This is a genomic window from Nocardioides sp. YIM 152588, from assembly GCF_040191335.1.
In the GTDB taxonomy this organism is placed as follows: Bacteria; Actinomycetota; Actinomycetes; order Propionibacteriales; family Nocardioidaceae; genus Nocardioides.
Genome location: NZ_JBEGDJ010000003.1, coordinates 25,574 through 43,395 on the forward strand (window position 1 = coordinate 25,574; position 17,822 = coordinate 43,395).

Below are 17,822 nucleotides of genomic sequence, written 5' to 3' on the forward strand. Positions count from 1 at the left end.
TCGCACGTCGGGATCCCCCAACTCGGCGAACGGGGGTCAGCGGAACCAGCGGGGCGGGCGCCTCTCGAAGAACGCGGTCACGCCCTCGGCCACGTCGGGGGAGCGGAGCATCCGCTCGATCGCCAGGTCGGTCGCGGTCCAGCCGGCGGCCTCGGCCGGCCCGCGGGCGTCGTGCAGCGCCCGCAGCGCGGCGGAGACGGCGTCGGGGGAGTTGGCCCCGATCCGCTCCGCGAGGCGGCGGGCGCCGGCCAGCGCGCCGCCCTCCTCGGTCAGCACGTTGACCAGGCCCACCCGGTGGGCGCGGTCGGCGTCGATCGGGTCGCCGGTCAGCACCAGCTCGGCCGCGATCGTCGGCGGCAGCCGGTCGGGGGTGCGGAACAGCCCGGCGCAGGTGGGCACCAGGCCCCGGGCCACCTCGGGCAGGCCGAACCGCGCACCCGCTCCCGCGACCACGAGGTCGCAGGCGAGCACGAGCTCGAACCCGCCGCCGAGGGCCGGCCCGTCGACGGCGGCGATCAGCGGGGTGGTCCGGCGGCGTCGTACCAGCCCGTACTCGCCCCCGCGGTCCGTGGCCGGGCTGGCGGACTCGGTGAGGTCGGTCCCGGCGCTGAAGACGGGCCCCTCCGCGGCGATGATCCCGACGTGCAGCGAGGGGTCGTCGTCGAGCTCGTCCAGCGCGGCGGAGAGCGCGTCGGTCAGGGACCGGTCCAGCGCGTTGCGCTTGCGCGGCCGGTTCAGCGTCAGCACCAGCACGCCGCCGTCGCGCGCCACCCGCAGCGGGCCCTCCGGCGCGAGGCGGTCCGGGGCGGGGCGGTCCGGGGCGGGGCGGTCCGGGGCGGTCACGGCCGCTCGACCACGTGCACCACGTCGGGCAGCCCCGCCCGGGAGGTGCGGAAGCCGTTGACCGGGTGCTCCTCGGCGGGCCAGCCGAGCGCCACCGCGCAGACCACCAGGCGGTCCTCGGGCAGGTCCAGCAGCTCCCGTACGACGCCGGCCTGGATGCCGATCGCGCCCTGGGCGATCGAGCCGATCCCGCGGTCCAGGGCGGCGTTCATCAGGTTGGTCACGTAGGCGCCGCAGTCGACCGCGCCGTAGGTGCCGTGCACCTTGTCGGTGGTCACGATCAGGGCGTGCGGGGCGCCGAAGAAGTCGAAGTTCTGCAGCATCGCCGCGGCCCGCGCGGCGCGGTCCGAGCGCTCGATCCCCAACGACGCGTAGAGCGCGTAGCCGGCCTCGCGGCGCCGCTCGTCGTACACCCCGAAGTAGCCCCCGGGCAGCGGCAGGTCGCTGCTGACGCCCATCGGGTCGGCGACCACCCGCGCGGTCAGCTCCTTGCGGAACCACTCCAGCGCCTCGCCGCCGAGCAGGTGCACCTGCCACGGCTGGGTGTTGCACCACGAGGGGGTGCGCTGCGCGGTCGCCAGCACCTCGGTCAGCAGCTCCTCGGGCAGCGGCTCGGCGCGGTACGCCCGGCAGCTCCACCGGCTCTCCATCAGCGTGCCGAAGTCCACGTGGCACCCTCTCCTTCCTCCGCGCCGAACCCGCGCGCGACGCTCCCGACTTCCGAACAATCGTTCGGATCCTTGCGCAGCCTGCCCCGCCGTGCGGCGTCGGTCAAGGGTGGCACCGATCCGCGTTCCCAACGGTCGACCTTCCGGTGAACGGGCGGCGTCGGGGGCCTATCCGTCCGGCGCTCCAGCGCCTAGCATCGGTGCCCATCGGGCCGTCAGGCCCGTGCTCGGTCGTCGGCAATGGTGCTGGGGGACATGGGGATGACTGCTGCGCAGGCTCCGCAGGAGCGCGCGACGTACTGCAGGATGTGCGAGCCCCTGTGCGGGCTCATCGCCACCGTCGAGGACGGCCGCCTGGTCCGGCTCGCGCCGGACCCCGCCCACCCGCTCTCGCGGGGGCAGGTCTGTCCCAAGGGGATCGCCTTCACCGAGATCCAGAACGACGACGACCGCGTCCTGCACCCGCTGCGCCGCGCCGCGGACGGCACGTTCCGCCGGGTCTCCTGGGAGGACGCGCTGGCCGGGATCGGCGCCCGCCTGGCCCGGGTGCTCGACGAGGACGGCGGCGGCTCCGTCGGCATGTACGTCGGCAACCCGGCCGGCTTCAACAGCGAGCTCTCGCTGTGGCTGGGCGCCTTCCGCGGCGCGCTCGGCGCGCCCCAGATCTACAGCCCCGGGTCGCAGGACTCCAACAGCCGGATGGTCGCCAACAAGCTCCTCTACGGCGCGCTCACCCAGACGCCGTTCCCCGACCTGTGGCGCACCGACTTCCTGCTGATGCTGGGCGCCAACCCGCTGGTCTCGCACATGAGCCTGGTCCGGGTGCCGCGGGTCAAGGAGGTGCTGCGCGGCATCGTCGACCGCGGTGGCCGGGTGGTGGTCGTGGACCCGCGGCGCACGGAGACGGCCCGCGCGCACGAGCACCTCCCGGTGCGGCCGGACTCCGACGTGTGGCTGCTGCTCTCGCTGCTGCACGTGATCCTCGACGAGGGGTTGGAGGACGCCCGGGCGATCGCGGAGCAGAGCACCGGCGTCGCGTTCGTGCGCGAGGCGGTCGCCGCCCACCCGCCCGAGGAGACCGAGTCGATCACCGGCGTCCCCGCCGCGGACGTACGCCGGCTGGCCCGCGCCTTCGCCGGCGCCCCGTCCGCGGTGGCCTACGGCCGGCTCGGGGTGTGCCTGGGCCGGCACGGCACCCTGGCGAACTACCTCATCGACGCCCTCAACCTGGTCACCGGCAACCTGGACCGCCCGGGCGGATGGCTCTTCACCCGCGGCGTCGTACCGCTGGAGGAGATGGCGGAGCGCTCGGGCCAGGCGACCTACGGCGCCACCCGCTCCCGCGTCGGCGGCTTCCCGGACGTCTTCGGGATGCTGCCGGGGGCGGTGATGGCCGACGAGATCACCACGCCGGGGCCCGGCCGCCTGCGCGCGCTGTTCACCGTGGCCGGCAACCCGGCCTCGTCGACACCGGACCCCGAGCGTCTGGTCGCCGCGCTGGGCGAGCTCGACCTGCACGTCTCGATCGACCTCTACCTGAACGAGACGAACCGGCACGCCGACTACGTGCTGCCGGCGACCACGTTCCTGGAGCGCGAGGACGTGACGGTGATGCTCGCCAACGCCGGCCAGCCGTTCGTGCAGGCCACGGACGCGGTGGTCCCGGCCTACGGCGAGGCGCGTCCGGAGTGGCGGATCCTCGACGACGTGCTGCGGGCCGCCGGCCGCGGCCCGTTCGCGCCCGGCCGCGCCGGCCGCGTGGTGGGTCGCCTGGGCCTGACTCCGCGCCGGGCGCTCGACGCGCTGCTGCGCCTGGGGCCGTACGGCGACCGCTTCGGCCTGCGGCGGCGGGGGCTGTCCGCCGCGGAGGTGCGTGCGGCGGGGCACGGGATGGTCCTCGCCGAGCACGCGCCGACGGGCCTGCGGGAGGAGGTGGTCCGGCTGCCGGATCACCGGGTTCGCCTGGACCCGCCGGAGATCGTCGCCGAGGTGGCGCGCCTGGGCGACCGCCACCGCGAGGACGAGGCGTTCCCGCTGCGGCTGGTCCCGCTGCGCGAGATGCGCTCGCTCAACTCGTGGATGCACAACAGCGCCACCCTGATGAAGGGCGCCGGGCGCACCCATCGGGCGCGGATCCACCCCGCCGACGCCGCCGCCGCGGGGGTGGTCGACGGCGCCACGGTCCGGATCCGGTCGCGGTTCGGGGAGATCGAGACCGAGGCCCGCGTCACCGACGAGGTCGGGCCGGGCACGGTCGCCGTGCCGCACGGGTGGGGGCACGAGGGCGGCTGGCGCCGCGCCGTCGACGCCGGCGGGCCGAACGTCAACCGGCTGATCTCCGCGTCGGCGGGGGAGGTGGAGCGCCTGGCCGGGATGTCCCACCTGACCGGGGTACCGGTCACGATCGAGCCGGTCGCGGGCCGCGCGACGGCGCGTGAGGGGCGTGCCTCCGCGCCGGTGCCGCAGTGGCCTCAGTGGGCGTGGTCGTCGGCGCCGGAGCCCGTGCCGGCGCCGGTCGGGGCGGCGAGCGAGGTCAGGGCGGGCGCGGCCTACGCCGTCCGCGGCCGCTCGTACCGGTAGCGGTCGAGCCGGCCCGCGGCCCCTGCCGGACGATCTCGACGTCGACGCTGCGGAAGGTCGACGTGCTCACCGATCTGTGCCTGGCCGTCGACCGGGCCCTCTGGCCCGGAGAATGAGGGCGAATTGCCACTGTACTAACGGCCTGACCTGCGCTTTAGTGTTCCCGTGGACAGTTTCTGGGACTTCTTCTGGCTCTCTATCTCGATCTTCTTCTTCGTCGCCTACCTGATCGTGCTCTTCCAGATCATCGGCGACCTCTTCCGCGACCAGGAGCTGAGCGGCTGGTTCAAGGCCGTCTGGATCCTCTTCCTGCTCTTCGTCCCGTTCCTCACCGCGCTGGTCTACCTGATCTTCCGCGGCAAGGGGATGGCGGAGCGCAACCTGGCGTCCGCCCGCGCGGCCCAGGCCGACGCGGAGTCCTACATCCGATCGGTCTCCGCCGGAGCCGGATCGCCGGCCGACGAGATCGCACGCGCCAAGAGCCTGCACGACGCGGGCGTCATCGACGACGCGGAGTTCGCCGCCCTCAAGGCCAAGGCGCTCGGCTGACCGGCTGACGCGTCACCCGTACGACGCCTGACCGCCGCGGCGGTCAGGCGTCGCGCACGTTCGGGGCGGCTTCCCCGCACGGCCCGGACGGGCGCGGCACACTGTGCCCATGACCACCTGGGCCGACGTGTTCCGCGCCAACGGCGCCGACGCCACGCGGATCGTCGACCGCCTGTTCCTGGACCGCGGCGACCGCCGACGGAACTACTCCTCGTTCACCATCCTGCTGGTCCTCTCCGGCGTGATCGCGACGGCGGGCGTGGTCGCGACCTCGACCGCGACCGTGATCGGCGCGATGATCGTGGCGCCGCTGATGACCCCGATCCTGGGCACCGCGCTCGCGATCGTCCTGGCCGACCACCGCCAGGTCCTGCGCAACGTCGCGGTGGTCAGCGCCGCCTCGCTGGCGGTGGTGGTGGTCGGCTACCTGATCGGCCTCCTGATGCAGCTGCCGGTCACCGCGGCCACCAACAGCGAGGTCGCCGGTCGGGTCACCCCCGGCCTGATCGACCTGCTGGCGGCGATCGCGACCGGGCTGGTCGGCGCCTTCGCCGTGGCCCGCTCCGACATCTCGGACACGCTGCCCGGCGTGGCCATCGCGATCTCGCTCGTGCCGCCGCTGGCGGTGGTCGGGCTGACGCTGGAGTCGGGGGCGCCCGACGAGGCCGTGGGCGCGCTGCTGCTGTTCGGCACGAACGTCGCGGCGATCATCGCGACCGGCACCGGCGTGCTGCTCGCCGTCGGGCTGCGCGGCGCCGCGCAGGGGGCCGGCCTCCGCGTCGGGGAGCTGCGCGGCCGGACGCTGCTGGTGGTGGCGGCGTCGCTGCTGCTCCTGGTCGGCCCGCTCTCGGCCGGCAGCGCGACCGTGCTGCGCCAGCAGACGCTGCTGGCGCAGTCGAAGACGGTCGCCCGGGACTGGGCGGACGCCCGCGGCTGGGAGCTCAGCGACGTCTACGTGCGCGGCACCACCCTGCACGTGGTGGCGCTCGGGCTGAAGCCGGACAACCGGCTCGGCGTGGACGACCTGAGGGACGAGCTGGACGAGGCCGGGGTCGGTGGGGTCGACGAGGTCGAGGTGACCCTGGTCCTCGGGGGCTCCCGGACGGCGACGGCCGTCGCCTGACCCGCGGATCGCGTGGCGGCGCGCCTGAATCCGCCGGGGTGCCGCCGCGGGCCGCGCCGGTGCGAGAGGGTGGGGGCGTGCGCGAACCGTTCTCGCCCATGACGCCGTGGCGGTGGCGCCTCGGCGACCTCGGCCGGATGGCGGTCACCTGGGCGACGAGCACGGTGGCGCTCGCGGCGGCCGGCGCGCTGCTGCCGGGGCTGCGGGCGGACTCGCCGTGGGACTGGGCGGCCGCGGCCGCCGTCGCCGGCGTGGTCGGCGCCCTGCTGCGCCCGGCGCTGGTCTATGCCGCCGCGCTCGTCGGGTGGGTCGGCGTGCTGGCCATCGCCCTCGCCGGCCAGGGCGTGATCATCCAGGTCTCGCTCTACCTCATCCCGGGCATCACCGGGGTCACGTTCTGGACCTCCCTGGCCGCGGCCTGGGTGTCGGCGCTGCTGGGCACGTTCCTCGGCTGGCTCGTCACGGCCGGTACGCCGGAGTCGCTGGTGGCCGCGCTGGTCGGCAACCGCAGGGGCGCGGCGCCGGCCGAGGACGGGCTGACCGGCATGCTGTTCGTCCAGCTCGACGGCGTACCGGCGCCGATCCTGGAGTGGGCGATGGCGGCCGGGCTGATGCCGACCGTGCGCCGCTGGGTCGGGGCGGGCAGCCACGAGGTCCGCGAGTGGCTGGTCCAGCTGCCATGCACCACCCCGGCGAGCCAGCTCGGCATCCTGCACGGCTCGTACGACGGCGTGCCGGCCTTCCGGTGGTACGACCGCGACGTGGGCCGGGTGGTCGTGGCCAACCGCGCCGGCGACGCGCGGCTGATCGAGGAGCGCGTCTCCGACGGGCGCGGGCTGCTCGCCGACGACGGGATCTCGGTCGCGAACCTGTTCTCCGGCGACGCCGAGCGCAGCTCGATGGTGTGGAGCCGGATCGAGGTCGCCCGCGGCCAGTTCGAGACCCGCCGGGCGCTGGGCTGGTTCTTCGTCCGCCCCGACGGCTTCGCCCGGAGCCTGGGCCGGGCGGTGGCCGAGATCAGCCGGGAGCGGTTCCAGGCGCGCCGGCAGCGCTACCGGCAGGTGGTGCCGCGGGTGGAGCGGCCGTGGTCGTTCACGGGCCTGCGGGCGGCGACCAACGGGCTGGTCCGCGACGTCGCGCTCGCCGTGGTCGCGCGGGAGCTGATGGCGGGGCGGCGCTCGATCTACGTCGACTTCGTCGATTACGACGAGGTGGCCCACCACGCGGGTCCGCTGCGGCTGGAGGCGCTCGACGTCCTCGCCGAGCTGGACCAGCTGGTCGCGATGCTGGAGCAGATCGCGGCGCACGCGCCGCGCCCCTACGAGATCGTGCTGCTCTCCGACCACGGGCAGGTGCTCGGGACGCCGTTCGAGCAGGCGCACGGCGAGGACCTGGCCGAGGTCTGCCGCCGGCTGATGCACGAGGACGTCACCTGGGCGGGGCGGTCGGTCGAGTCGTGGGGCCGGGTGGCGAGCATCGTCGACGACGCCGCCGGCGCGGACACGTTCGGCGAGCGCGCCGCCGGCTCGATGTCGCGGCGCATCTCACGCCGGGCCGAGGCGGACGCGGGGGAGGGCCGTGCCCCCGGCGGGGAGGGCGCCGGCGGGGAGGGCGTCGACGCGAAGGCCGACCCGGTGGTGATCGGCTCCGGCAGCCTCGGGCTGGTCTATGCCGGTCAGAACGTCGGCTACGACCGGAGGATGAGCCTGGCCGAGGTGGACGCGCACTGGCCCGAGCTGGTGCCCGGCCTGGCCGCGCACCCCGGCGTCGAGGCCGTCGCCGGCGTCGACGCGGACGGGGCGCCGTGGGCGATCGGTGCGGGCGGCCGGCGGAACCTGGCCACGGGGGAGGTGGCCGGCGCGGACCCGATGGCCGGGCTGCCGCCCCACGGGCCGGCGATGCTGGCCGAGGCCCTCGGCCACGACAAGGCGCCGGACCTGTACGTGCTGGGTGCGGTCGACCCCGCGACCGGCGAGGTGAGCGCGTTCGAGGAGATGGTCGGCTCCCACGGCGGCCTCGGCGGTTGGCAGGACCGCGGCGTCCTGGTCGCGCCGTCCCGGCTGCTCGACGGCGCGGAGCCGATCGTCGGCGCGGCCCAGCTGCACCGGCTGCTGGTCGGGATGCTGGAGCGGCTCGGGCACCGGACCGACCTGCCCGGAGCGGCGACCGAGCCCGCGGAGGCGGAGCGGTGAGCCGCGTCGCGGCCTGGATCCGGCAGCCGCCGCGGCACCCGTGGGTGCGCGTGGCGATCAGCGCCGTCAGCGTGCTGGTCATCTACTACGCCATCCCGCTACGGGTCTCCGGCGCGGAGGTGATCGGCCCGGCGGCGCTCACGATGGCCGGGGTGGTGGTGCTGGCCTGGGTGATCGTGGCGCAGGTCCGCCGCAGCATGAGCGACCAGGAGGTCCGGCTGCCGTTCCTGGCGAGCCTGGCGACGCTCGTGCTGGCGGTCTTCGCCTTCGGCTACTACGCGCTGGAGACGCTCGAGCCCGGTCAGATGGCCCAGCTCGAGACCCGCACCGATGCGCTGTACTTCACCCTGCAGGTGCTGACGACCGTCGGCCTCGGCGACGTGCACGCGGTGGGCCAGACGGCCCGCGCGATGGTGGCCGTGCAGATGGTGTTCGACCTCGTCTTCGTCGCCGCGGGCGGCTCCGTCCTGGTGAGCGCGGTGCGGGACCAGATGTCGGGCCGCCCGCACGCCGCGCCGACCGGCGAGAACGCCCCCGCCGACGACGTACCGGAGGCCAGAATGAGCGAGACGAAGGAGGAAGCATGACGGTGGAACCTGAGCCGGCACGCGCCGGATCGATGGGATCGGGCCTGCCCCGGGGCGTGCTGATCCTGCTCGGCCTCGCCTCGGCGGTGGTCGCGGTGGCGGGCATGAAGGCGGTGGCGGGCATCCTCGCGCCGGCCGCGCTGGCACTGATGCTGGCCATCGCCGCCGACCCGCTGCGCGCCTGGCTGGTGGACAAGGGGTGGCCGCGCTGGCTCGGCACCGTCGTCACCATCGTGGTCGTGTACGTCGGCCTGCTCCTCTTCATCGGCGCGATGATCGTGTCGCTGGCCCGGTTCGCGGCGCTGGTCCCCGGCTACCAGGACGAGCTCAACGCGGTGCTCGCCAACGGCCGGGACGCCCTCGAGAGGTTCGGGGTCGACAGCGCCGAGATCAGCACGATGCTGAGCTCCTTCGACCTCGGCAGGTTGACCGACCTGCTCGGCGGCCTGCTCGGCGCGATCCTGTCGCTGGGCACCGACGTCTTCTTCATCGCGGCGCTGATCCTGTTCCTCGCCGTCGACGCGGACCCGTTCGTCACCTACCTGCGCACGATGCACGCGGACCACGCGGAGTTCGCCGGGGCGCTCAGCTCGTTCGCCCGCGGCACCCGCCGCTACCTGATCGTGTCGACCGTCTTCGGCCTGATCGTCGCGGTGATCGACACGGCCGTGCTGTGGGCGCTCGGCGTGCCGGCGCCCGTGCTGTGGGGCCTGCTGGCGTTCATCACCAACTACGTGCCCAACATCGGCTTCATCCTCGGCCTGATCCCGCCGGCGGTGCTCGCCCTGCTCGAGGGCGGGTGGAGCCTGATGCTGTGGGTGATCATCGCCTACTGCGTCATCAACGTGGTGATCCAGTCGGTGATCCAGCCGAAGGTCGTCGGCGACGCGGTCGGCATCTCGGCCAGCATCACCTTCCTGTCGCTGGTGGTCTGGGCCTGGATCCTGGGCCCGCTCGGCGCCATCCTCGCCGTGCCGATGACGCTGCTGGTGAAGACGCTCTTCATCGACGTCGACCCCAACGCGCGCTGGATCTCCGGTCTGATCGGCTCGCCGTTGGAGCCGGGTGAGATCCCGGAGGCGCCCCCCGAGCCACCGCCGGCCAGCGCCTGACCCTCGCTCCTTCGACCAGGCCCGTCTCCTCATCCTTGGGGAGGCGGGCCTCATCGATTCTGGGGATCATCGCCGCCCGAAAGTAAAGAGATCGGCAGTTCGCCCCGCGAGAGGCCGTCGGGATCGTTCTCTGTTAACACCCGCGACACCGTGTCACACCCGGTGCGCGCGTGCTCCCCGACGCCAACACAGCGAGGTACTTCCGCATGCTTGCTCCCCTTGACCGCCTCCGCGCCGCCCGTCGCGACCAGGCCGGTTTCACCCTGATCGAGCTCCTCATCGTCATCGTGATCCTCGGCGTGCTGGCCGCGGTCGTGGTCTTCTCGGTGCGCGGCATCAACGACACCGGTGAGGCGGCCGCGTGCGAGGCGAACGTGTCCACTGCCGAGACGGCGGTGGAGGCGTTCTACGCCCAGAACGGCAGCAACCCGGCCAGCCTGGCGGCGCTGGTGCCCGACTTCCTCAAGTCGGACCCGAGCGCCGCCGCGGTCGACGCGACGGTGCGGGTGACCTACGTCGCCGCGAGCGGCACTGTCACCGGCGGCTCCGCCTGCTGACCCACCCCGCACCATCCCGTAGCGGGCCGCCGCCGCACCGGCGGCGGCCCGCCCACGTCCCGTCCTCGGGCCCCGGAGGTACCCATGCACCACGCGAGTCGCGTCGGTGAGCGGATCGACATGCTGCTCGCCATCCTCTGGCAGTCGCGCGGCACCGACCTGCTGCTCACGGTCGGCCTGCCGCCGATGATCCGCGTCGACGGCGAGCTGGGCCCGATGCCCGGCGCCCCGGTGCTCACCGCGGCGGACACCGACAGCCTGGTCGCCGAGCTGCTCAGCCACGAGCAGCAGGGCGCCTGGGCGACCCAGCACGAGTTCGACTTCGCGTTCTCCTGGCGCGAGAACGCCCGGGTCCGCGGCAACGCCTACACCCAGCGCGGCACCACCGCGATCGCGCTGCGGATGGTGCCCCGCGCGATCCCCACGCCCGAGGAGCTCGGGCTGCCGCCGGTGCTGCGCGAGGTCTCCCTCCAGCGGCAGGGCCTGGTCCTGGTCACCGGCCCGACCGGCTCGGGCAAGTCGACGACGCTGGCCTCGATGCTCGACCAGGTCAACACCCACCGGGCCTGCCACATCGTCACCGTCGAGGACCCGATCGAGTACGTCCACGAGCACAAGCGCTCGGCGGTCAGCCAGCGCGAGGTGGGCACCGACACCTGGAGCTTCAACGACGCGCTGCGCTCGGTGCTCCGCGAGGACCCCGACGTGCTGCTGGTCGGCGAGATGCGCGACCTGGAGTCCATCGCGTTCGCGCTGACGCTGGCCGAGACCGGCCACCTGGTCTTCGCCACGCTGCACACCAACGACACCGCCCAGTCGCTGGGCCGGATGATCGACGTCTTCCCCTCCGAGCAGCAGGAGCAGGTGCGGGTGCAGCTCGCGTCGGCGCTCTCCTGCGTCGTCTACCAGCGGCTGCTGCCGCGGATCGGCGGGGGACTGGTGGCCGCCCACGAGGTGCTGGTGGCGACGACGGCGGTGCGCAACCTGATCAAGGAGGGCAAGACCCACCAGCTGCGCAACGCCCTGGTCACCGGGACGCGCGACGGCATGGTCACGCTCGAGCAGTCGCTCTCTTCCCTCGTCCAGGAGGGCGTGGTCAGCGAGGAGGAGGCGCTCGCCCGCAGCCTCTACCCGAAGGACGTCGTCACGCGGCCCCGGCTGAGCGCGACGGTCGCCCCGGTGGCGGTGGGACGGCACCGGTGAGGCGGAAGAGGCGCAAGGGCGGGGCGGACAGCGAGGTCCTGGCCCCGCGGGTCGAGAGCGCCGACGAGCGCCTGGGCCGGGTCCTGGTCGGCGCCGGACTGGTCCAGCCCTACCAGCTCGACGTCGCGGCGCGCGCCGACGGCGACACGCTGGCCGAGCGGCTGGTGGTCGCGGGCATCGTCACCGAGGCCGCGGTGGCCACGGCGCTGGCCGACCACCACGGGGCCGAGGTCGCCGACTTCCGCGCCCTGGAGGTCGACCCGCAGGCGGCGGCGCTGCTCACCCTCGAGCAGGCGCGGAGCTTGCGCGCGCTCCCGGTCGGCCTCGGAGCGCCGACGGACGAGGCCGGGGACGCGCCGACCGTCGAGTCCGTCGCCGTCGCCGTCCTCGATCCGGCGCCGGAGGCGCTCGCCGGCCTGAACGCGGCGCTGGGCCGCACGGTCCGGCCGGTGGTGGCGACGCCGCGCGACCTGGACCGGGCCATCGAGCTGGCCTACCGCGCGACCCGGGAGGTACGCCACCAGGTCGAGGTCTACGAGGCCCGCGACGCCCTGCGCCGCGAGGCCGCCCAGCTCGAGGCGGTCGCCGCCAACGAGGACGCGCCGGTGGTCCGGGTGGTGCAGATGATCATCACCCAGGCGCTGCGCGACCGCGCCTCCGACATCCACGTCGAGCCCGCCGGCAAGCGGGTCCGGGTCCGCTACCGGATCGACGGCGCGCTCGTCGAGGTGCTGGACCTGCCGGAGTCGATCGGCCCGGCGATCGTGAGCCGCGTGAAGATCCTCGGCGGCATGAACATCGTCGAGCGGCGACGCCCGCAGGACGGCCAGATCAGCACGGAGATCGAGGGCCGCGAGGTCGACATCCGGGTCTCCACGACGTCGGTGGTCGGCGGTGAGAAGGTCGTGCTCCGGGTGCTGGACAAGAGCCGACCGCTCTTCGACCTCGGCCAGCTCGGGATGCCGGCCGATGTCGCCGAGCGCTACGGCCGGCTGATCCGCTCGCCGTTCGGCATGGTGATCTGCGCGGGCCCGACCGGCGGCGGCAAGACCACGACCCTCTACGCCTCGCTGGGCGAGCTGGACAGCACCGACAAGAACCTGATGACGATCGAGGACCCGGTCGAGTACACCTTCGACTCGATCAACCAGATCCAGATCAACGAGCAGGCGGGGATCACCTTCGCCGGCGGGCTCAAGTCGATCCTGCGGCAGGACCCGGACGTGATCCTGGTCGGCGAGATCCGCGACGTCGACACCGCCCGGATCGCGGTCCAGTCGGCGCTGACCGGTCACCTGGTGCTCTCCTCGCTGCACGCCACCGACGCGGTCTCCGCGCTCTACCGGCTGCTCGACATGGGCATCGAGGCGTTCCTGATCGCCTCCTCGGTGACCGCGGTGATGGCCCAGCGGCTGGTCCGGCGCAGCTGCACCTCCTGCCTCGAGCCCTACCGGCCGACCGCCGAGGAGCGGGCCTTCCTGGAGTCGGTCGGCGGCGAGGAGCCCCAGGGCGGCTACCGCCGCGGCGCCGGTTGCCACTTCTGCGCCCACACCGGCTTCCTGGACCGGATCGGCGTCTACGAGATGCTGGTGGTCAGCGACGAGGTGCGCGCGCTGATCGTCGCCCAGGCACCGCACGACGAGATGCGCCGGCTGGCCCGCCGCCAGGGCATGCGCACACTGCAGGAGCAGGCGGTCCGGCTGGTCGCCGAGGGGACCACCACCGCGGCCGAGGTGATGCGCTCGATCTACGTGGCGGGGGTCTGAGATGCCGCGCTACGCCTACGTCGGCGTCGACCTGGACGGCGAGCGGGTCAAGGGCACGCACAAGGCCGACACCCGGGCGGCCGCGGAGCTGGCGCTCTACGAGCGCGACGTGCGCGACCTGCGGATCTCGGAGAAGCCGGGCCTGCTCGCCTACGAGATCGGCGGGCCCCGGGTCACCAAGGTCGAGGTGATGCACCTGTCGCGGCAGATCGCGGCGTTCCTGCGTGCCGGGCTGCCCATCCTCGACGCGGTGCACGGCATCGGCGCGGAGGCGGAGAGCTCCGCCGTACGCCGGATGATGCACTCGATCGAGGACGGCCTGCGCACCGGCGAGCGGTTCTCCGACACCCTGGAGCGCTACCCCAAGGTGTTCGGCGACTACTACCGCGCCATCGTCCGCTCCGCCGAGCTCACCGGCGAGCTGGACGGCGCGCTGACCCAGCTCGCGCTGTACATCGAGCGCGACCTCGAGGCCCGGCGCCGGATCAAGTCGGCGATGGTCTACCCGAGCGCCGTGGCCGCGATGTCGATCTTCACCGTGGTGGTGCTGTCGGTCTACGTCCTGCCGAAGTTCAAGGAGTTCTTCGCCGAGCTCGACGCGGAGCTGCCGCTGCCGACCCGGATGCTGCTGGCGGTCACGGACTTCCTCGGGAGCTGGTGGTGGGCGATCCTCGGGGTGGTCGCGATGGTGGCCCTGCTCACCTCCTTCCTGCTCCGCTTCGAGCGCGGCCGCTACCTGCGCGACGCCTTCCTGCTGGAGGTGCCGGTGCTGGGGGAGACGATCCAGTACGCGCTGGTCGAGCGGTTCTGCCGGACCATGGCGTCGATGGTGGGCGCCGGCGTCAGCCTCCAGGAGGCGATGCGAACCGCCACCGACTCGCTGCACAACCGGGTCTTCATCCGCCGCCTGGACGAGGTGACCGAGCAGATGATGGAGGGCCAGGGGATCGCCGGCCCGCTGGCCCGCACCCGCCTCTTCCCGGGCACCGCCACCGCGATGCTGCGGGTGGGGGAGGAGACCGGGTCGATGGACGTCCAACTCGAGGTCACCGCCGAGTACTACGAGACCGAGCTGACCTACAAGGTCGCCCGGCTCACCGCGCTGTTCGAGCCGCTGGTGATCGTCGTGATGGGCGGGATGGTCGGCTTCGTCGCCATCGCGCTCGTGAAGGCCATGTACACGGTCTACGGCCAGGTGGGTACGTGAGGGAGCGGCTGGTCGGACGGCTGCGTGCGTCGCGGCGCGCCGACGACGGCGTCACCCTGATCGAGACCCTGGTCGCTGTGACGATCCTGGCGGTCGCCGGGGTCGCCGTTCTCGCTGGGTTGCAGACCTCGGTGAAGGTCTCCGACATCAACCGGAAGCAGGCCGTCGGCGGGACCACGGTGCGCAGCCTCGCCGAGGCGGTCCAGCGCTACGTCGCCGACGGCGGCTACGCGCCGTGCGCGGCGGCCGACCACTACACGAGCGCGGTCGCGGGCTCCTACACCCTCGGCTCCTCCTACACGGCGAGCCAGGCGAGGGCGCGGCGCTGGAACGGCAGCGCCTGGACCGACGACTGCACGGCCGGCAACGACCTCGGCCTGCAGCGGGTGCGGCTCACCGTGCGCAGCGCGGACGGGCGCGCCGAGGAGTCGACGACCCTGGTCCTGCGCCGGTCCTGCGACGCGGCGGGAGCCTCGCCGTGCGCCTGAACAGCATGCCGGTCGCCCGGGCCGCCGGGCGCGGCGGCGACGACGGCTTCACGCTGATGGAGCTGATCCTCGCGATCGCCATCCTCGGGGTGATCGTGGTCCCGCTGACCGGCATCGTGCTCCAGCACCTGAAGGTCACCCGGGACACCGAGGCGCGGCTCAACGAGACGACGGACCAGCAGTTCGTCTCGGCGTACTGGCAGCAGGACGTCGGCAGCCTGGGTCTGCGCGACTTCACCCCGGCGAGCGCGGGCGACCCGGTGCCCACCCGGCCGAGCGTATGGACCTCCGGGGCGGGGCCCGCCGACGTACCGTCCGCCTGCGGGAGCGGGCTGAGCGGCGACCTGGTGGTCGGGTTCGCCTGGAACGACTACCCGGTGGGGGTGGCCGACCCGCTCGACGCGTGGGTCCCGGCGGTCGCGGCGGCCGCGTACGTCACCGACACCGTCGACGGCGGACTGCGGCTCAGCCGCGTCCGCTGCGGCGGCGGAGCAGCGCAGCGCAACGTGCTCGCCCGGCACCTGGCGGCGGTGCCGACGGTCGCCTGCACCGACGCGGCCGGCGCGAGTGCCGACTGCGCGGCGAGCACGCCGCCGCGGACCGTCGCGATCACCCTGCAGATCAGGGACGCCGCGAACGAGGGGGCGGGCTACACCGCGACCGTGATCGCCGAGCGGAGGCAGCGATGAGGCGGGGACGGATCGGCGGGGAGCAGCCGGACAGGGGCGCGGTGCTCATCATCGCGCTGATCGTGGTCACCGTCGTCGCCGTGGTCACGGCCGCGGTGCTGAGCCACGGCACCACCAACCTGAGCGCGACCGTGGCGCTGGGGCGGGTGGCCGACCGGGCGGGTGCCGCCGACGCCGCGGCCAAGATCGCGATCAACGACCTGCGCCTGGGTGGGAAGGCTCCCGGGATCACCGCCCCCGACCCCGATGGCGACGGCTCTCCGAGCGCCGCCGACTGGGTCTACACCGACGCCGGCGACGGTGCCGGGTGCTTCGGCCTGAGCGGTGGGAGTGCCCGCGACGCGCTGGTGCTCAACGGACTCCTGCCCGCCGCGGACGCGAGCGCGGCCCCGACCTCGGCGCGGGTGGAGTGCACCAAGGTGGCCGGCACCGGGCTCTACGGCGGGGGCGGCGGCGTCGTCCAGACCGCGCAGAACACCTTCCCCCGGGCGCTGACGGCGTTCGGTGGCGACATCACCTACGACGGCGGCGGGCTGCTGGAGGTCCGCGGCGGCGTCGCGGCCAGCGGCGACGTGAGGCTGACGAAGTACTACCACACGCTGTTCTACCGCGCCTACAACAACCCGGCGCTCACCATCTCGGGGCAGGGACAGGCTCCCTACCGGTGCAACGGCCCGTCCGGCTACACCGGGGTGAAGCTGTGCACGGACGTGCCGAGCAGCGGCTCGCTGACCAGCCCGACGGTCGCCGACGCGTTGACCGCCCTCACCGCCCTCACCGACGCCACGCCGCGCGACCCCTCCGCCGTGGCGAACGTCAGCGGCACCTGCACCTTCGACCCCGGCTACTACGACAACGCCACGACGCTCAGCGACCGGGTCAACTCCTGCAGCGTCTCGGTGTTCAGGCCCGGCCTGTACTACTTCGACTTCCAGAACGAGCTCTCCGCCGGCCTGGGCAACGGCCTGATGAGCGGCGACAACGTCTGGCGGGTCACCGGCTCCCGCACGATCATCGGCGGCACCCGGTCCCCGGGGAACCCGACCCTGATCCCGGGGGCGTGCGTCAGCCCGCTCAGCGACCCCACCGCGGACGGCGTCCGCTTCGTCTTCGGCGGCAACAGCCGGATGGAGTCGATCGTCCCGGTCACCGCCCTCGACATCTCCCGCTACAACCAGACCCCCAAGATCGAGCTCTGCGGCACCTACAGTGCCACCGAGCCGCCGGTGGTGATCCAGCAGCAGGCCGCGGGCGCCGCCCCCGTCGACGGCTCCTCCACGCCGTCGGCCACGACGGCCACCGCGACTACGGTCGCCACCACCGGCTCGACGCCGGGCTTCGCCGGCGCCACCGCGTCGGCGCTGGCCGCCGCTGACGAGTCGCCGACCCGGCTGGCCGCCACCTGGACCGGCGCGGCCGCGACCGGGCAGAAGGCGGCGCTCTCGCTCGGTGGCCTCGCCCCGGACACGGCACCGCCGCCCGGATCGGTGCTGAAGGGAGCGAGCATCGTCGTCAGCCAGGCGGTCTCCGGTGGTCTCGACCGTGTGAAGGTCAAGGTGACCGGGATGTCGGGCACGGTCGACCTTCCGTTGCGCACCACGCTGCCGGCCGCCGACACCGTGACCGTGCCCGGTGCGAGCCTCGGTGCACTCGCGTCGTGGGTCCATGCCGGTGCACCCGCCGCCGGGGCGCCCACCATCGACCTCACCTACACGCCGACGATCGGGACCGCGCGCACCCTGACCGTGGACGCGGCCTCGCTCCGGCTGGAGTACTACCCCCCGGCGGTCCACGCCGGGAGCACGCCCTCGGCGGATCCGTTCCTCGAGATCTTCTACCCCTGGCAGTCGGGCTATCCCAACAACTGGCCGAGGTTCGTGGTGAACGGCGCGGTCTACGCCCGCAACGGGGACGTCTCGCTCGAGTACGGCCTGACGCTCACCAACCCCACCTTCGGGCCGATGGTCTCGGTGCGCGGCGGCATCGCCGCCCGGTCGATCGACATGATCGGCGGCCAGTGGGGGCGCTACGGCTACCCGCTCGCGGGGATCCCGGACCTCGGCGCTGGCATCGGCGCCTTCACCACGGTGGTGGACCTGGAGGTCTACGTCTGCCCGGACGCGGCCACCTGTTCCTCCGGGGGGAGCCGCGCCCTGACCGCCCGGGTGAAGATCACCGATCCGCCGTACGGCGACGAGGGCCTCCCCACGGCGGGCAACCGCCGGATCGAGGTGCTCAGCTGGGCGGAGCAGCGCTGA

Annotated in this window: 15 protein-coding genes; 13 read left to right on the forward strand and 2 right to left on the reverse strand. The window is 73.7% G+C overall.

The features are described from left to right. Nucleotides 1–36: 36 nt before the first annotated feature. Both ABLM29_RS02770 and ABLM29_RS02775 read right to left on the reverse strand, forming a co-directional pair. A complete protein-coding gene (locus ABLM29_RS02770; protein WP_349712214.1) occupies nt 37–843 on the reverse strand; it encodes an enoyl-CoA hydratase-related protein in 807 nt (268 codons plus the stop codon). Further along, on the reverse strand, nt 840–1,511 hold the full coding sequence (locus tag ABLM29_RS02775; RefSeq protein WP_349712216.1) for a nitroreductase: 672 nt from the start codon (nt 1,509–1,511) through the stop codon (nt 840–842). The genes ABLM29_RS02770 and ABLM29_RS02775 overlap by 4 nt, the downstream gene beginning before the upstream one ends. Nucleotides 1,512–1,772: 261 nt before the next feature. On the opposite strand from ABLM29_RS02775, the gene ABLM29_RS02780 reads away from it, so the two are divergent. The 13 genes from ABLM29_RS02780 to ABLM29_RS02840 all read left to right on the forward strand — a co-directional run bounded on the left by ABLM29_RS02780 (nt 1,773) and on the right by ABLM29_RS02840 (nt 17,822). Continuing rightward, entirely contained in the window at nt 1,773–4,091 is a 2,319-nt protein-coding gene (locus ABLM29_RS02780; protein ID WP_349712218.1) for a molybdopterin-dependent oxidoreductase, read from the forward strand. A 165-nt stretch (nt 4,092–4,256) separates the two neighbouring features. Then, nucleotides 4,257–4,640 carry an SHOCT domain-containing protein gene (locus tag ABLM29_RS02785; RefSeq protein ID WP_349712220.1) on the forward strand — a complete coding sequence of 128 codons (384 nt, stop codon included), beginning with the start codon at nt 4,257–4,259 and terminating at the stop codon, nt 4,638–4,640. A gap of 109 nt (nt 4,641–4,749) precedes the next feature. Continuing rightward, nucleotides 4,750–5,763, forward strand: a complete 1,014-nt coding sequence (locus tag ABLM29_RS02790; protein ID WP_349712222.1) for a DUF389 domain-containing protein — start codon at nt 4,750–4,752, stop codon at nt 5,761–5,763. Nucleotides 5,764–5,840: 77 nt separating this feature from the next. Next, entirely contained in the window at nt 5,841–7,955 is a 2,115-nt protein-coding gene (locus tag ABLM29_RS02795; protein WP_349712224.1) for an alkaline phosphatase family protein, read from the forward strand. Next, a complete protein-coding gene (locus ABLM29_RS02800; protein ID WP_349712226.1) occupies nt 7,952–8,542 on the forward strand; it encodes a potassium channel family protein in 591 nt (196 codons plus the stop codon). Before ABLM29_RS02795 ends, ABLM29_RS02800 begins: the two co-directional genes overlap by 4 nt. Further along, nucleotides 8,539–9,654 carry an AI-2E family transporter gene (locus tag ABLM29_RS02805; RefSeq protein WP_349712228.1) on the forward strand — a complete coding sequence of 372 codons (1,116 nt, stop codon included), beginning with the start codon at nt 8,539–8,541 and terminating at the stop codon, nt 9,652–9,654. The genes ABLM29_RS02800 and ABLM29_RS02805 overlap by 4 nt, the downstream gene beginning before the upstream one ends. 206 nt (nt 9,655–9,860) lie before the next feature. Beyond that, a complete protein-coding gene (locus tag ABLM29_RS02810; protein WP_349712230.1) occupies nt 9,861–10,211 on the forward strand; it encodes a competence type IV pilus major pilin ComGC in 351 nt (116 codons plus the stop codon). Nucleotides 10,212–10,295: 84 nt separating this feature from the next. Beyond that, complete coding sequence (locus ABLM29_RS02815) at nt 10,296–11,414, forward strand: type IV pilus twitching motility protein PilT (protein ID WP_349712233.1); 1,119 nt, start codon at nt 10,296–10,298, stop codon at nt 11,412–11,414. Further along, nucleotides 11,411–13,180, forward strand: coding sequence for a GspE/PulE family protein (locus tag ABLM29_RS02820; protein ID WP_349712236.1), 1,770 nt, complete (start codon nt 11,411–11,413; stop codon nt 13,178–13,180). Before ABLM29_RS02815 ends, ABLM29_RS02820 begins: the two co-directional genes overlap by 4 nt. Before the next feature lies 1 nt (nt 13,181). Beyond that, nucleotides 13,182–14,387 (forward strand): type II secretion system F family protein, encoded by a 1,206-nt coding sequence (locus tag ABLM29_RS02825; RefSeq protein ID WP_349712237.1) that lies wholly within the window; start codon nt 13,182–13,184, stop codon nt 14,385–14,387. Beyond that, a complete protein-coding gene (locus ABLM29_RS02830) occupies nt 14,384–14,875 on the forward strand; it encodes a type II secretion system protein (RefSeq protein ID WP_349712239.1) in 492 nt (163 codons plus the stop codon). Before ABLM29_RS02825 ends, ABLM29_RS02830 begins: the two co-directional genes overlap by 4 nt. Beyond that, nucleotides 14,866–15,564, forward strand: coding sequence for a PulJ/GspJ family protein (locus tag ABLM29_RS02835; RefSeq protein WP_349712241.1), 699 nt, complete (start codon nt 14,866–14,868; stop codon nt 15,562–15,564). The genes ABLM29_RS02830 and ABLM29_RS02835 overlap by 10 nt, the downstream gene beginning before the upstream one ends. Beyond that, nucleotides 15,561–17,822 carry a hypothetical protein gene (locus ABLM29_RS02840; RefSeq protein ID WP_349712243.1) on the forward strand — a complete coding sequence of 754 codons (2,262 nt, stop codon included), beginning with the start codon at nt 15,561–15,563 and terminating at the stop codon, nt 17,820–17,822. Before ABLM29_RS02835 ends, ABLM29_RS02840 begins: the two co-directional genes overlap by 4 nt.